This window comes from Marinoscillum furvescens DSM 4134 (genome assembly GCF_003386095.1).
In the GTDB taxonomy this organism is placed as follows: Bacteria; Bacteroidota; Bacteroidia; order Cytophagales; family Cyclobacteriaceae; genus Marinoscillum; species Marinoscillum furvescens.
The window spans coordinates 33177-47869 of sequence record NZ_QREG01000009.1 but is presented as its reverse complement, the minus strand read 5'-3'; the positions used below and the strand labels follow the sequence as shown (position 1 = coordinate 47869).

The window sequence follows — 14693 nt, the reverse complement described above, 5'->3', positions numbered from 1 at the left end:
TCAGCCGGCTTTTTTTAATGTCTTTTAGTTTTCTAGATCAAGTTCCAATAGAAGAAAATCAACCATACAACTACCAGTAGCGGAATCAAGAAAGGAATGGAAAATCGGACTATGTAGCCAAAGAAAGAGGGCATTTTGATACCTACCTGCTCGGCGATGGATTTTACCATGAAGTTAGGGCCATTGCCAATGTAGGTCATGGCACCAAAGAATACAGCAGCCACGGAGATGGCCTTGAGTTCTAGCATGGAGTTGTTATACCCGCCTTGTGAGTATTGTACGACCTCAGCCACCTTGTTGATGCTAGCTCCATCTGCAGCCATTCCTGCCGTGAGGAAGTTTACATAAGTAGGCGCATTGTCCAAAAAGCCAGAAAGCAAACCTGTACCCCAGTAGAGCGTATTGTGCGTGATAAACTGGATGCCTTCTTCGGACTGGGCAAAATTGCTGACCAACTCCAGAGCAGGCATCATGGTGCCAAATATGCCAATGAATATAAAAGCAACTTCCCGTATTGGTTCGAAGCTAAAATCATTGCCATTGAGCGCTTGCTTGTCAGCGAATTTGTAAGAACAAAAAGCTGCGGCCAGCATGATGATTTCTCGAATGTAAGAGAATTTTTGTCCATCATACATTATCCCTGGCACCCACTCAAATACATTAGGGTCTAGAAAGACAGCTCCAACCACTACAGCCAGCCACGCGAAGTTTCGTGTACCACGAAAAGCCACTTTGCCAGTAGGTGTAGCCTGCTCTTCACCAAAGCTATAGTCGGCTTTGTTGTTTTTGTCCAGCAGGAAAAACACCAACAGAAGGATTATAATGGCGAAAATCCACGGGAAGAAGTTATTTGTGAGTGTCCAGAAAAAAGGGATGCCTTTGAGGAACCCAAGAAAAAGCGGAGGGTCACCAATAGGTGTCAGTGACCCTCCCACATTACTTACAATGAAAATAAAGAAGATAATGTGATAAGCTTTGATTCTGTTTTTGTTGAGCCGAATAAACGGTCGAATGAGTAGCATTGAAGCTCCTGTGGTGCCGATGATATTGGCGATCACCGCACCAAAAGCCAGTAGGGCCACATTGGTGCCAGGCTTGGCTTCTTTATCTACAATGATCATGATTCCGCCAGAGGCCACAAAAAGCCCCGTTAGCAGGGCTATAAACTGGACATACTCAAAAAGCGCATGTACAGGGCCATGATGATTATGCAAAACAAATAGATAATAGCTAACTACGATTACAGCCAGGATTACAGCTACAATTGGATAGTTTTTATGCCAGAAGTGCTCATAAAAAAGCGGGCCTGTGGCAATCATCAGTAAGAGCACTACAAAGGGGATCACGCTCCATCCGGCGGGAGCATGATGTGCTTCGGCTGATTCGCCATGTCCATCCTGTGCAGGGCCATGCTGGCCATCCGATACAGTCTGCTCAGTGTGGTCCTGAGGGATGTCGGCCGCTTTCACCTCAACGCCAAAATTCGATACCACTAATAAAACAGTAAATAGAAATACTAGTATATGTCTTCTCATTGAGGTTATTCGGGTCATTTAGATAAAGCTAAAATTATCATTTGCCGGCTGAAAAACAAGCCAGATTTTAAATTAGTTGGGAAAGAGCAATCTTAAATGCTGCTTCTCCCAGTCCGGTTTTTTCCGGATTTTCCTGATGAACTTTCACTAACGCTTTTTCAATCGTTTGCGAAATGTCGGTGAAGATTTCATCGTCAGTTATTTTGCGATCATTCTTCGGGTCCATCAGATATGCAAAAGTCCTTGCCATGCCGCAGTTTGAAATAAAATCTGTGATTAGCGCAGCGTGACCATCTACATATTCGGCAATAGGACCGTAAAAGATCGCTTCGTCTTTGAAAGGAACATTGGCACCACAGGCAACTACCTCCAGTCCATTTGCGATGAGTTGCTCTGCCTGCTGGCGCGATACCAGGCGCGAAGCGGCTGCTGGAATAAAGATTTCTGCACCCGTACTCCAGATTTGGTCATTGCATTGGTCAAAAGGAATCAGCTCGTCAGCTACAAGTTCGTTTCCACGACGGTCATAAAAAAGTTTCTTGATCGCGTCCAGATCAAGGCCGGTGGTATCGATGATGCCTCCGTTTCGATCAATGATCCCAGCAATTTTCACGCCATATTTTGCCAGGTATAGTGCTGCTGTAGCTCCCACGTTGCCCCAGCCTTGAATTATCGCGCGCTTGGTGGTGATATCTCCACCCCAAAGCTGATAAAAATGCCTTACGGATTCTGCTACTCCAAAGCCCGTTATCATATCAGACACCGTGTACTTTTTATCTGAAGTGGGTACGTAGTTTTGGTCCTCAAGGATTTTAGAAACCCCCTGACGCAAGCGCCCGATCATGTGAATCTTTTGAGGTTTTGGTGGATCGTAGTGCCCATTTACCACTCCTTCTTGAGGGTGCCAGAGCCCAAAGCCTTCTGTAATGGGGATGACCTCATGGATTTCGTCTACATTGAGATCGCCTCCCGTGCCGTAGTAGTTTTTTAGCAGTGGGTATACCGCCTTGTACCAGCGCTTGAGCACCTCTTCTTTTCTGGGGTCATTGGGGTCAAAGTTGATGCCAGACTTGGCACCACCTATCTGAGGGCCAGATACTGTAAACTTTATTTCCATGGTTTTGGCCAGGGATTCGACTTCTCGCTTGTCCAGGCCTACACGCATGCGGGTACCACCTCCGGCAGCACCGTTTCGTAGTGAGTTGATCACTGCCCAGCCTTCAGCTTCTGTTTCAGGGTCCGACCATTCAAAGACGATTTCAGGCTTCTTGTCCTCAAACTTCTTTAGTAAATCTTTCATTTTTGGGGTATGTTGTTTGTCAAATTGGCCCCAAATTTAATGAAATGCCCTACATGCACCACCACTATCTGGTGAAACCGGCTTCATGGGTGTTGAGCGGCCTGGCTGATGGTTTAGCCGGGCAGGTGTAAGGTGCCCGAAACAGTGTCTTTTTTTGCGCCAGTCACAGAGGCATAGACATTAGGGAGACCAATTTTTTTAAGGGTTCCGAGCAAAGCAAATACGAGTGCTTCTTTGTATTCCACGAGCTCTTGCTCAGGGGTCTCAACTATGATGGAGTCAGCGCAGGCTTTTTGGATTTCTGATACCAGAAAACTGTTTAACGCTCCTCCGCCAGTGACGAGCAGTTTGCCTGTATGCCCGCTCACGGTTTTGGCTATTTCCTGAGCCAAAAAATCCACGTATGTCCGTAGGGCATCTTCAGCCTGAGGTGCGTCTAGTTCCAGTATATTGGCTGTCCATTGGTTGGCGAGTGATTTTGGAGGAGCTTGCTGAAAGTACGCCAGGGCCTCTATTTGAGATTTCCAGGCATGGGCTATTTTGCCTGTTCGGGCTAGCTCTCCTCCCGCATCGTACGGTTTTCCCAGCGCATGCGCAAAATGGTTGAGTACCTGATTGCATGGTGCCACGTCCCACGCTGTTATACCATTGTGATGGATCGAAATATTGGCGATACCTCCAAGATTGAGATATGCCACATAGCCTGGAAGTAATAGTGCTTCCCCTACAGGAACTAGTGGTGCTCCCTGGCCACCATGGTAGCAGTCGGTAGCCCTAAAGTTGTCTACCACAGGCAGGCCTAGCTGCTGACAGACGAGGTTGCCGTTTCCTATTTGAAGGCTGATTTTATGGTCTGGTTCGTGGAACACCGTGTGACCATGAATGCCTATCACATCTATGTCAGACCTTCCCGAAAGCCAAGAGCCAAGTGCTTGTGCAATCCATGCGCCATATGTAACATCTAATTGAAGTAAATCAAGGGTGCTCAACGCTGGAGCATTTCTTAGTTGCCCCTCTATGTGCTTAGGAATATTCAGTGTTTCAGCGGCTTCTATTTCATATTCCCAATGGTCCGATTTGTTAAATTTTACTAAACAAACGTCTAATCCATCCAGAGATGAGCCAGACATCACGCCTACTGCCGTATATTGGTCCAATGCTTTGTAGTTTTGTAAATAGCCAGAAAACTGGAAATCTAGTGAATAAAAGCAGGAATGTTGCCGTAGATGTGGGGAATTCCTCCGCTAAGGTGGGGGTGTTTGAGAATGACGCACTTATTAGAAAGGAACAGGTGCAATTTCTGAAGGATTTGCCAAAGGACTTATTTGGGAAAGGACACCACTGGATGTTTAGCTCAGTGGCTGGCGCAAAAGACCTCTCATCATTAATGGAAGGGGAAAGCTACCAGGTGTTGGATGCAGCTACTCCACTACCCATTAAGGTCTCCTATCAAACACCCAATACACTGGGTGTAGATCGGCTGGCAGCGGCTGTTGGAGGGTGTGCGCATTATCCAGATAGAAACTTGCTGGTGGTAGATGCAGGCTCATGCATCACCTATGATCTGGTGACGAGAGAGGGCACGTTTGAAGGAGGGGTCATTGCCCCAGGGCTACTGATGCGAATGCGAGCGATGAGTGAGTTTACGCATGCCTTACCTGATATTCGATCGGAATGGGCTCAGCATTTTGGAGCTGGAGCGGGTAAGACCACACGAGCTTGTCTGGCCAGAGGAGCGGTAGATGGGATACGTCATGAGATCGATGGATTTATTGAGCAGTTTTCGAAAGATTACAATGATTTGATCGTTATCATGACTGGCGGAGATACGGTGCACTTTGAATCCATCCTAAAAGCACCCATCTTTGCAGACTTTGATTTAGTGCTGAAGGGCTTAAATAGAATTTTGAATCATAATCAATGAACCTCCAAAAACTTTGGGTTTCGGCAATTGCCATATGCCTGACATGTCTTAGTTACGGTCAGGCCATCAACTCTCCTTACTCTAATAATGGTCTTGGTGAACTGCAGTATCAGGGGCTTCCTCATAATGTAGCCATGGGCGAAGTTGGTATAGCTATGCCTACTGCCTGGCACATCAACTTACAAAATCCTGCACTGCTGACAGCAAATACGTTTAGTACGTTTCAGGTGGGAATCACAGGAGATACGCGTCGTTATGAAACGGACCTCACTACCGATCAAAGTAGCGGTGTAAGCTTACGCTTTCTTGCCTTGAGTTTTCCTGTAGTTCGAAACAGGTGGACGGCAGCATTGGCACTGTTGCCGCTCAGTACGGTAAAGTACAATACGTTTTCTCAAGATAGCATTGATGATGTTACTAACGGTGTCACGCAGTTTGAAGGAGAAGGTGGCCTAAGCCAACTTGTATGGGCCAACGGCTTTCGGATATACAAAAGCCTAACAGTTGGGGTGAAAGCCTCTTACGTATTTGGATTGATAGATCGAAAATACCGAGCACTGCTGAACAGTGATGAGTTTGCTACGAACTATGCAGTGTCTTATTTGGAAAGTACGAGCTATTCAGATTTCAATGTCTCGTTTGGGGTTTCCTACCGGGCTACAATAGGTGAGCGAAAATACATCAATCTGGGAGGAACCTACGAACTGTCTCAAGCTTTGGATGGCACTCAGGATCAGTACTTGCAGCGCCTTGCTTTGAGTGGAGCTACCTTACAATCTCAAACAATAGCAGAGGAGGTACCTACAGAATTTAGCTTGCCAAGAGCTTATGGTCTGGGAATTTCCTACGAAAATTTAAATTCTTTTAAAATAGGAGTAGACGTGGTAAGTCAGGACTGGGAAAGTGTAAACGAAGGTCGAAATGATTTGAGAAATACCCTCAAAATCGCTGCAGGCCTTGAATGGATCCCAGATTACCAAAGTGTTAATTCTTACTTCAAACGTACCACTTTGAGGCTAGGGATTAGTTCAAAACAACTACCTTATCTGGTCAATAACACTGAAATTAATGATTTTGGTATTAATTTTGGTGCCTCTTTTCCAGTAAGTGGTTATTCAAGTATGGATACTGCTTTTAAATTCGGTCTTAGAGGAACCACAGATAATAACCTAATACGTGAAGAATACTTCCAGGTTGTTATAGGTGCTACCATTAATGATCGATGGTTTATAAAAAGAAGATACGATTAAAAAAAACGAGCTTATGACTTCTATTACTAAGCATCTTTTGAGCATTGCGTTTTTCGTAGCGGTAGCATCTGCAGCGGTAGCACAGCCTGGATGGAACTGGGGAGACTCAGTGGATAAGGCAAAAGAAAAAAATGCACTTTACTCAGACTTTGTTAGGGCCAAAAACTGGCAGGCTGCAGTAGAGCCTCATTCATGGTTACTGGAGAACACTCCCGACCTTAATGCTTCTATCTACATCAATGGAGCCAAGATTTATGAGGGACTTGCAGATGCCACGGATGACAAGCAAAAGACTCTCGAGTATCAGGGTAAAGCACTTGAAATGTATGATTTGAGGATCAAATATTTCAATAATGAGGCAGATGTACTGAACAGAAAAGCCTACGTGGCCTATAAGTACTATCGCGATGATAAGCCTAAGTACCCTGAATTGTACGAGCTGTTCAATAAAGCATTTGAGCTCAATGGAAATGATGTTCTAACCAACAACCTGACTGCTTACATGGACGTGATCAGACGTTATAAGTTGACAGGTGGTGAAATCACTGATGCGGAAGTATTTGAAAAATACACCCAAATCACAGATATCATCGCTTATAAGATGGACAACACGAGCAAAAAGGATCGATTGAAGAAAGTAGCAGACTATGTGGACAAAATCCTTACTGCTACTGTAGATGTAGATTGTGCCTTTATTACCGAAAAGCTCGGGCCTAAGTTTAAGGAAACGCAAGACATAAACCTGGCTAAGAAAATCTTTAGTCTTATGGTACAGCAAAAATGTCTGGATGATCCTCTAGCAATGGAAGTAGCCATCGCAGTAAATGAAACTTCTCCTGATTACGGGATTGCCAAATTCATCGCACAGCGAGCAGCTGGCGAAGGTGATATGACCAAAGCAGTAGAGTACTTTGAGAAAGCGGTGGAGCTTACGGATGATGTAGAGAAAAAATCGGATGTATACCTGAGCCTGGCACGTATGCAGGCTAGCAGTAGCAAAGTGTCGGCAAGATCAAGTGCACGCAAGGCTATTTCGGCCAACCCTTCCAATGCAGAAGCGTATGTGTTCATTGGCGACCTTTACATGAATAGCTTCGAAGACTGCAAAGCCGGTGAAAGCCGTGTAAAAGATAGAGCAGTATTTATCGCAGCTTATGACCAGTATAAAAAAGGTGGAGACCGTGAGAAAATGGCAGCAGCCAAAGCTCAATTTCCATCTATCGAAGAAATTTTCAACGAAGAATTGGAAGAAGGTCAAACAGTAAAAGTAGATTGCTGGATCAATGAAACAGTTCAAATTGAAAGAAGACCTGCTAACTAATTTCAATAAGATATACATGAGAACGGTCATGGCGTTTGCCCATGACCGTTTTTTTGTTTGTGGAGTAGTGATTTGTTGCTTGCTCGCGCTGAGTTGCCAAAAACGAAAAGAACTGCTGGATCAACCAGTGTATGAAGGCCCCCTGGTATCTATGGATAGCATCTATACCAAAATGAGTGACTCAGCCAAAGTGACGGTCATCCTAAAAGCGGCGCAGCAGTACAACTATGAAGGGGGAGACCGTGAATGGCCCAAAGGCCTCTACCTGGAGTATTTGGATGACGATGGAGAAGTGGTATCTACTTTCCGAGCTGATTATGTCTACTATACTTTCAAGGACAACCTCTACCGCTCAGAAGGTAATGTAGTGGTAAAAAGCCTCGATAACGAGGATGAACTAAATACCGAAGAGCTTTTCTGGAACCCTTCAGATGAAGAATTTTATACCGATCGATTCGTTACCATCCAGTCGGATGATGAGGTGCACACTGGTGAAGGCCTCAGGGCAGATCAGGATTTTTCTTCCTATAAAATATTAAAGCCACAGGGCACCTTGTTGATAGAAGAATGACATGAAACTACTCGATTACATACTTTTTAGTACTGCGGTGGCTTTGTTTATTATTGGTATCTATGAAACCATGGTAATGGGAGTGGGGCATGCTTACGGTATTTTTATGGTAAGTTTGGGTTTGTTATTTGTTTTTGGCTACCGAAAAAGCAAACGAGAGCAGAAGAAATAAGTATTTTTATACCCAATGGAAGACCCCTCCCTATATATAGGCATCGTTACGTGTTTATTGTTTTCAGCGTTTTTCTCAGGTATCGAGATCGCGTTTATATCCGCAGATAAGCTGCACATAGAAGTCATGAGCAAAAAAGGCACCTTCACAGGCAGAGTGCTTTCCGAGTTTGTGACGCGTCGCTCTCATTTTTTGGCTACCACTCTAGTGGGCAACAACCTGAGCATCGTGCTCTATGGTATTTTGATGGCCAAATTGCTAGAGCCATTGCTATACATGTATTTGCCAGAGGCGCTGCAGGGAGATGTAGTGGTTTTGGTGCTTCAGTCTTTGCTGTCTACCATAGTGGTGCTGATTACCGCAGAGTTTTTGCCCAAGAGCCTTTTTATGCTAAACCCTGACACCATGCTCACGGTGTTTTCGGTTCCTATGGCTACTATTTATGCCTTGCTCTATCCGGTAGTATTCCTCATTGTGCACATATCCAGATTTATCATCAGCAATGTGCTACGCTTTGATTATTCCGAGGACAAACCCGTCTTCGGGCTGACTGACCTCAACAACTACATCAAAAAAAACATCCTCAATGTAGAAAAGGAAGAGGATGCAGAAATAGACGCTAAGATTTTCAACAACGCCATCGAATTTAAAACCATTAGAGTGCGTGAGTGTATGATCCCGCGTACCGAAATCGTGGCAGTAGATGTAGAAGATGACCTACAGGAGCTAAAAGACGAGTTTATCCAAAGTGGACATTCCAAAATTTTGGTATACAAAGAGTCGATAGATGATGTGATTGGCTACTGCCATTCACTGGAGCTTTTCAAAAAGCCAGAGAGTATAAAAGATATGCTCACACCTATACTCATCGTGCCAGAAACCATGCTGGCCAATGAGCTACTGATTCAATTTATCACCGATCACAAGAGTATTGCCCTGGTAGTAGATGAGTATGGAGGTACATCGGGTATTGTGACCATGGAAGATGTGATCGAAGAAATTTTTGGTGAAATCCGGGATGAACATGATGATGAATACCTGGTAGAAGAGCAGATCGACGAGCACAACTTTATCCTCAGTGCCCGTCATGAAGTGGACTACCTCAACGATAAATATGACTGGAACTTGCCGCAGGGAGAGTATGATACACTAGGAGGGCTAATTCTGGCCTTTCATGAAGACATACCTACGGTAAATGAGGTGATTTTGATCTCTCCATTTCATTTCACCATTTTTACAATGGAAGAAAACCGCATTGACAAGGTTAAATTGACCATTTTGGATAGCGAAGAGCCCTTGTAGGTCAAAGGCTTAGATTGATTTTTTAATTCGTATACATGTGGTTATTTTTGCCGTCTTCAAAAAAACTACGCATATAAAATTATGGCGCTGATTAGTACACTTAGAAAGAGAATGGGCAAGATCGTTGTTGGTTTTGTGGCGTTCTCTATGTTCGCATTTATCCTCACAGATCTTTTCCAATCCAACTCTGCACTGCTGGGAGGAAATGACCGTACCGTAGCAGAAATAGCCGGCACGGATATTTCCTATGAGCAATTTCAGCAGAAGGTGGATGAGCTTTCGTATGTTTTCGCGGTAAACAACAACCGTGACCCGAGAGCTGAAGAGCAGGAAACCATCCGTGAGCAGGCTTGGAATGCACTAATCATCGACTATGCATATAAGCCACAGTTCGAGAAACTCGGCATCCAGGTGACGGACGCAGAGGTGATTGACATGGTTCAGGGTAACAACATCGACCCACAGATCAAGCAATTCTTTACAGATCCTAATACAGGAGAGTTTAAGCGCGAAAACGTGATCAACTTCCTCCAGCAAATGAACAACGCTCAGCCACAGCAGCGAGCTAGCTGGATGACATTTGAGCAGGGGCTGAAACCTAATCGCCGGATCAAAAAATACGAGAGCCTGCTGGAGCAAACTGCTTACGTGACGAAAGCAGAGGCAAAAAGTAAATACGTGGCACAGGAGAGCAACATGACAGTTGATTATGTTTATGTGCCGTTTTTTAGCGTAGCAGATAGCATGTTTAGCGTTTCAGATTCAGAAATGGAAAGCTATCTCTCTGAAAACGAAGAGCAGTATCAGCGCGATGAGTCTAGAAACCTCAGCTATGTGGTTTTCCCGATACAGCCATCTGCAGAGGATTCTGCGTATGCTCAGGAAGAAATCCAAAAACTGGCACAAGGCCTTGCAAATGCTGAAGATGATTCCACATTCGCAGTGATCAACTCAGATGCAGAAAATGCTTTCAGAACAATAGCAGACCCTTCTCTAGTGCCAGAAGGACTGGTAGGAGCTGAAGAAGGAACCGTAACAGCGCCACAGCTCGTTGGTGATAACTACGTAGTGAGCAAGCTGTCTGCAATTACCGAGGGCGATGAGGCATTCGTAAAAGCAAGACACATCCTAATCGAAATGGACGGCAATTCTGATGCGGCAATAGCAGAGGCTAAATCCAAAGCACAGGACATTATTCGTCAGTTGCGTCGCGGAGCTGATTTTGCAGAGCTAGCAGCTATTAACAGCGCAGACCAGAGCAATGCCGCTAATGGCGGAGACCTTGGATGGTTTGGTGAAAACGGCAGTTTTGTGCAGCCATTCAAAGATGCTGTTTTTGCTCATAAGGGCACTGGCGTATTGCCACAGCCGGTAGAGACATCTTTTGGTTACCACGTGATCAAAATAGATGAGCCTAAAACTACTACGGCGTACAAAGTAGCAACCATCCAAAAAGCGCTTTTCGAAAGTGATAACACGCTCAATGAGATTTACCGTCAGGCAGATCTTTTAGCTGCAAACAGCGATGACTATGAGTCACTAAAGCAAAATGCAGCTGACAATGGCGTGACCGTACGAAACGCTAGCAACATTGGGCCAAATGACAGCCGCGTGGGCATTATCTCTGATGCCAGAAGTGTAGTGCTTTGGCTGTACAATGATGCTTCAGTAAACGAAGTGTCGGATGTATTCGAAATGGATGATAACTATGTGGTGGCTGTGATGACTGGCCGCCAGATGGAAGGAACTGCCAAGCTGAGCCAGGTAAGAAGCGAGATCAGAACGAAAGTACTGAATCAGAAAAAAGCAGATTACATCAAAGAAAAACTTTCGGCGATTTCTGCAGAAGACTTTGAAGCTATAGCGAGTGAATATGGTGAAGGTGCCAGAAGTGGTAGCTCAGACTTGACGCTTAGCAGCAATTCATTCCCGAATGTAGGTTTTGCACCAGAGGCAGTAGGTGTGGCGTTTTCGCTAGAAGAAGGCGAAGGTACTGCTCCTTTTGAGGCACCAAATGGCGTGCTGATGGTGAAGGCTGTGGCCAAAAGCATGGCAGCAGACCAGGAAGACTACAGCGCTTATGTAGCGCAAGTAGAAAACGAACGACGAGTGAGAAAAGCTGTAATTGCGAACTTCCCGCTTTCGTTCTCACCGATGTTTGTGTCACAGGCCATCGACCAGGCAGTCAAGGAATTTGCCGAGATCGAAGATACCAGATACAAATTCTTCTAAGACATTTCAAAGCCAGTGAATTTCACTGGCTTTTTTTTACTTTGTACATATGAGTTGGGACGTAGAGGCATTTAGACAAAAACTGGAAGATCAGCATCAATTTCCAGGTGAGTATATGTTTAAATTCATTGTACCACATGGCAAAAAGGACGAATTGTTGGGTTTGCTTCCTAAAGATGGAAAAACTACTTTTCGCGAAAGCTCTAGCAAAACATACATTAGTATTACATGCAAGGCTAAAGTTCAAACAAGTCAGGTGGTGTTGGATGTTTACATAGCAGCCAACCAGGTGGAAGGCTGTATAGCACTTTAAAAACAGACCAAATACTATGTGGAAAGAAGCAGACAATAAACTGACACGTACAATAGAGTTTAAAGACTTTGTAGAGGCTTTTGGCTTTATGGCACAGGTAGCGATCATTGCTGAAAAGATGAACCACCATCCCAACTGGAGCAATGTCTACAATAAAGTAGAAATCGAGCTCACCACACACGATGCTGGCAATACCATTACCGATAAGGATCGGGAGCTGGCCAAAGCCATAGATAAGCTGCTGAACTAATCGAATGGAAAACGAAACCAGGCTCTATCTGATACCGACACCCATTGGTAACCTGGGCGATATGACCTACCGCGCTGTAGAGACCCTGCAGCGGGTAGATAAAATACTCGCTGAAGATACACGCACGTCAGGGGTACTGCTAAAGCACTACAGCATCACAACACCCACGGAGAGCTTCCATGCATTCAATGAGCACAAGCGAACCGAACAGATCATCCAGCGGATGAAGAATGGAGAAACCCTCGCGCTGATAACTGATGCTGGAACACCGGGGATTTCAGACCCTGGGTTTTTGCTGGCTAGGGCGTGTGCTGATGCAGGAGTAAAAGTAGAATGCTTACCAGGCGCCACGGCTTTTGTCCCTGCGCTGGTAAAGTCTGGCATGCCTTCAGATCGATTTTCCTTTGAAGGGTTTTTGCCGCACAAGAAAGGAAGAAAAACCAAGCTGGAAGAGCTCAGCACAGAGACTAGAACCATGGTGTTTTATGAGTCACCGCACCGGCTGCTCAAGACTTTGGGGCAATTTGCCGAACATATGGGTGCCGACCGTAAAGTATCGGTGTCCAGAGAGCTGACCAAGAAGTTTGAAGAAACAGTCACCGGGTCTGTTGAAGAGGTGCTCAAACATTTCGAAACGGGCACGGTAAAAGGAGAGTTTGTTGTTATCTTAGAAGGGAAGAGCAAATGATAGACCTTAAAAATACCACATTAGCTGTATCCAAACTTGCCAGAATTACCGGTGCCTTTATCCGGGAAGAAGCGCGCACCTTTTCATCCAGTGACGTGGAGCTCAAAGGCAAAAGTGATTTGGTATCTTATGTAGATAAGGAAACGGAGAAAAAGCTGGTAGAAGGACTCCAGCATATTTTGCCCGAAGCTGGTTTTATCACGGAAGAAAACACCATAGATCAAACAGAAAAGGAGCTAACGTGGATTATAGATCCATTAGACGGTACCACGAATTTTGTGCACGGCCTGCCTACCTATGCCATCAGTGTAGGGCTGATGCAAAATGGTGAAATGGTAGCCGGAGTGATCTATGAAATCAATCATGATGAATGCTTCTATGCCTGGAAGGGTGGTGGGGCTTATCTCAACGAGCAGCCTATCGCTGTGACAAAAGCAGCCAAAATTGACGATAGCCTGTTTGCCACAGGGTTTCCTATTTACAATTTCGAAAAGCTGGATCAGTACCTGGCTATATTGAATGAGCTGATGAAAAATGCACATGGCCTACGCAGAGTAGGAAGTGCAGCCACGGATATGGCTTATGTTGCTTGTGGTAGGTACGAAGCTTTTTTCGAATATAACCTCAACCCATGGGATGTAGCCGCTGGAATTATCATCGTACAGGAAGCTGGAGGAGTAGTCACTGATTTTTCAGGTGGACCTGACGCACTGTTCGGGAGAGAAATGGTAGCTGCAGGACCTGTACACGCAGAGCTGTTGTCTGTGATCCGAAAACACTGGGAAGCTTAAGCCCACACCTTGGTCCCTTCGGTACAGTTTTTACACATTTCTATTTGATCCCGACCCTGTAGCAGCTGCTGCCTAAAGTCTTGATAGGCGCTCGATTGCCAGACTGCTTCGAAAGTTTCAGTCTGCAAATTTCCAAGCGGATGCGCTGCGTCTTTGTCAAAGCAGCACGGCACAATTTGCCCATCCCAGGTCATGACACAAGAGTGCCACATTTTCCAACACTCATTAAGAATTTTGCTTTTGATCCGATAGGTGCCGTCAGACTGTTTTTTATAGCGGGCGTATTTGTCGAGTGTAGGAATTAGCGGGTTTCCTTTTTCATAATCATAAATTTGGGCCGTTTTAAAGGCCACTTTGTCCACCCCATATCGCTGAGCAAGTGCCTCTACCTCTTGTATTTGGTGCTCATTGGGCCGCACCACCAAAAACTGCCAAACTACATGTGGTGTCCGTGATTTGAGTTTTTTGCGCCAATGCAAGATGCGTTCGGTTCCATCCAGTACTTTTTCGAGTTTGCCACCTTTACGGTAGGCTTCATAAGTTTCTTGCGTGGTGCCATCTATGCTGATGATCAGCCGGTCGAGACCAGACGCTACTGTAGCTTTAGCTTTAGCATCTGAAAGGTAGTGGGCATTGGTAGAGGTAGCCGTGTAGATATTCTTTTTGGCTGCATAGCTTACCAGATCCAGAAAATCAGGATGGAGGTAGGGTTCGCCCTGAAAATAAAACAACAAGTAAAAGAGGGTATCTCCTATTTCATCGATGACCTTACGAAAAAGCTCTGGGGACAGCATGCCTGTAGGTCGGGTAAAAGATCGGAGCCCACTAGGGCATTCTGGGCAGCGCAAGTTGCAGGAGGTGGTAGGCTCTATAGAAAGGCTGATGGGCATTCCAGAAATGGAAGCTTTTCGGCTGGTTCGCGAGCTGTTGTATGATCGGTAAATGCGCCATGCGTTCTTTAGCCTTTTAAGCGTTAGCTTTGAGGCCAGTTGCAGAGTGTCGTTGACGCTGATATACATAAGATAAACTTATAAAGCATTACCC

At 45.2% G+C, this 14693-nt stretch carries 15 protein-coding genes; 11 read left to right on the top strand and 4 right to left on the bottom strand.

The window, feature by feature from the left end:
• Positions 1-32 precede the first annotated feature (32 nt).
• From C7460_RS11075 to C7460_RS11065, 3 genes are all read right to left on the bottom strand, one after another.
• Complete coding sequence (locus tag C7460_RS11075; RefSeq protein WP_245986311.1) at positions 33-1553, bottom strand: sodium:proton antiporter; 1521 nt, start codon at positions 1551-1553, stop codon at positions 33-35.
• Between the two features lie 49 nt (positions 1554-1602).
• Complete coding sequence (locus C7460_RS11070; protein ID WP_115868169.1) at positions 1603-2835, bottom strand: Glu/Leu/Phe/Val dehydrogenase dimerization domain-containing protein; 1233 nt, start codon at positions 2833-2835, stop codon at positions 1603-1605.
• Between the two features lie 113 nt (positions 2836-2948).
• Entirely contained in the window at positions 2949-3992 is a 1044-nt protein-coding gene (locus C7460_RS11065; RefSeq protein ID WP_147302915.1) for an anhydro-N-acetylmuramic acid kinase, read from the bottom strand.
• A 41-nt stretch (positions 3993-4033) separates the two neighbouring features.
• On the opposite strand from C7460_RS11065, the gene C7460_RS11060 reads away from it, so the two are divergent.
• The 11 genes from C7460_RS11060 (at position 4034) to C7460_RS11015 (ending at position 13649) form a co-directional block, all read left to right on the top strand.
• Complete coding sequence (locus tag C7460_RS11060) at positions 4034-4759, top strand: type III pantothenate kinase (protein WP_170147971.1); 726 nt, start codon at positions 4034-4036, stop codon at positions 4757-4759.
• Complete coding sequence (locus C7460_RS11055; RefSeq protein WP_115868166.1) at positions 4756-6009, top strand: hypothetical protein; 1254 nt, start codon at positions 4756-4758, stop codon at positions 6007-6009. Before C7460_RS11060 ends, C7460_RS11055 begins: the two co-directional genes overlap by 4 nt.
• 13 nt (positions 6010-6022) lie before the next feature.
• The gene (locus C7460_RS11050) at positions 6023-7330 is read left to right on the top strand and encodes a tetratricopeptide repeat protein (protein ID WP_115868165.1); all 1308 of its coding nucleotides are present in this window, start codon (positions 6023-6025) and stop codon (positions 7328-7330) included.
• Positions 7293-7901 (top strand): LPS export ABC transporter periplasmic protein LptC, encoded by a 609-nt coding sequence (gene lptC / locus C7460_RS11045; protein ID WP_115868164.1) that lies wholly within the window; start codon positions 7293-7295, stop codon positions 7899-7901. Before C7460_RS11050 ends, lptC begins: the two co-directional genes overlap by 38 nt.
• Position 7902: 1 nt before the next feature.
• Positions 7903-8073: a hypothetical protein gene (locus C7460_RS23755; RefSeq protein WP_170147970.1), complete on the top strand. Its 171-nt coding sequence runs from the start codon at positions 7903-7905 to the stop codon at positions 8071-8073.
• Between the two features lie 15 nt (positions 8074-8088).
• The gene (locus C7460_RS11040) at positions 8089-9375 is read left to right on the top strand and encodes a hemolysin family protein (RefSeq protein ID WP_115868163.1); all 1287 of its coding nucleotides are present in this window, start codon (positions 8089-8091) and stop codon (positions 9373-9375) included.
• 81 nt (positions 9376-9456) lie between these two features.
• On the top strand, positions 9457-11607 hold the full coding sequence (locus tag C7460_RS11035) for a peptidylprolyl isomerase (protein ID WP_115868162.1): 2151 nt from the start codon (positions 9457-9459) through the stop codon (positions 11605-11607).
• Between the two features lie 49 nt (positions 11608-11656).
• Complete coding sequence (locus C7460_RS11030) at positions 11657-11920, top strand: YbeD family protein (RefSeq protein ID WP_115868161.1); 264 nt, start codon at positions 11657-11659, stop codon at positions 11918-11920.
• A gap of 16 nt (positions 11921-11936) precedes the next feature.
• On the top strand, positions 11937-12170 hold the full coding sequence (locus C7460_RS11025; protein ID WP_115868160.1) for a 4a-hydroxytetrahydrobiopterin dehydratase: 234 nt from the start codon (positions 11937-11939) through the stop codon (positions 12168-12170).
• A gap of 4 nt (positions 12171-12174) precedes the next feature.
• Positions 12175-12858: a 16S rRNA (cytidine(1402)-2'-O)-methyltransferase gene (gene rsmI, locus C7460_RS11020; protein ID WP_115868159.1), complete on the top strand. Its 684-nt coding sequence runs from the start codon at positions 12175-12177 to the stop codon at positions 12856-12858.
• Positions 12855-13649: an inositol monophosphatase family protein gene (locus C7460_RS11015; protein WP_115868158.1), complete on the top strand. Its 795-nt coding sequence runs from the start codon at positions 12855-12857 to the stop codon at positions 13647-13649. Before rsmI ends, C7460_RS11015 begins: the two co-directional genes overlap by 4 nt.
• Here C7460_RS11015 and C7460_RS11010 read toward each other — a convergent pair.
• A complete protein-coding gene (locus tag C7460_RS11010; protein WP_115868157.1) occupies positions 13646-14668 on the bottom strand; it encodes an SPASM domain-containing protein in 1023 nt (340 codons plus the stop codon). The two genes, C7460_RS11015 and C7460_RS11010, sit on opposite strands and share 4 nt — an antisense overlap.
• Between the last annotated feature and the right edge of the window lie 25 nt (positions 14669-14693).

What these genes read in the sequence shown, in the direction of transcription:
- C7460_RS11075 (WP_245986311.1), bottom strand. Translation starts at nt 1,553, where the DNA reads ATGACCCGAATAACCTCAATGAGAAGACATATACTAGTATTTCTATTT.
- C7460_RS11070 (WP_115868169.1), bottom strand. Translation starts at nt 2,835, where the DNA reads ATGAAAGATTTACTAAAGAAGTTTGAGGACAAGAAGCCTGAAATCGTC.
- C7460_RS11055 (WP_115868166.1), top strand. Translation starts at nt 4,756, where the DNA reads ATGAACCTCCAAAAACTTTGGGTTTCGGCAATTGCCATATGCCTGACA.
- C7460_RS11050 (WP_115868165.1), top strand. Translation starts at nt 6,023, where the DNA reads ATGACTTCTATTACTAAGCATCTTTTGAGCATTGCGTTTTTCGTAGCG.
- lptC (WP_115868164.1), top strand. Translation starts at nt 7,293, where the DNA reads ATGAAACAGTTCAAATTGAAAGAAGACCTGCTAACTAATTTCAATAAG.
- C7460_RS23755 (WP_170147970.1), top strand. Translation starts at nt 7,903, where the DNA reads ATGAAACTACTCGATTACATACTTTTTAGTACTGCGGTGGCTTTGTTT.
- C7460_RS11040 (WP_115868163.1), top strand. Translation starts at nt 8,089, where the DNA reads ATGGAAGACCCCTCCCTATATATAGGCATCGTTACGTGTTTATTGTTT.
- C7460_RS11035 (WP_115868162.1), top strand. Translation starts at nt 9,457, where the DNA reads ATGGCGCTGATTAGTACACTTAGAAAGAGAATGGGCAAGATCGTTGTT.
- C7460_RS11030 (WP_115868161.1), top strand. Translation starts at nt 11,657, where the DNA reads ATGAGTTGGGACGTAGAGGCATTTAGACAAAAACTGGAAGATCAGCAT.
- C7460_RS11025 (WP_115868160.1), top strand. Translation starts at nt 11,937, where the DNA reads ATGTGGAAAGAAGCAGACAATAAACTGACACGTACAATAGAGTTTAAA.
- rsmI (WP_115868159.1), top strand. Translation starts at nt 12,175, where the DNA reads ATGGAAAACGAAACCAGGCTCTATCTGATACCGACACCCATTGGTAAC.
- C7460_RS11015 (WP_115868158.1), top strand. Translation starts at nt 12,855, where the DNA reads ATGATAGACCTTAAAAATACCACATTAGCTGTATCCAAACTTGCCAGA.
- C7460_RS11010 (WP_115868157.1), bottom strand. Translation starts at nt 14,668, where the DNA reads ATGTATATCAGCGTCAACGACACTCTGCAACTGGCCTCAAAGCTAACG.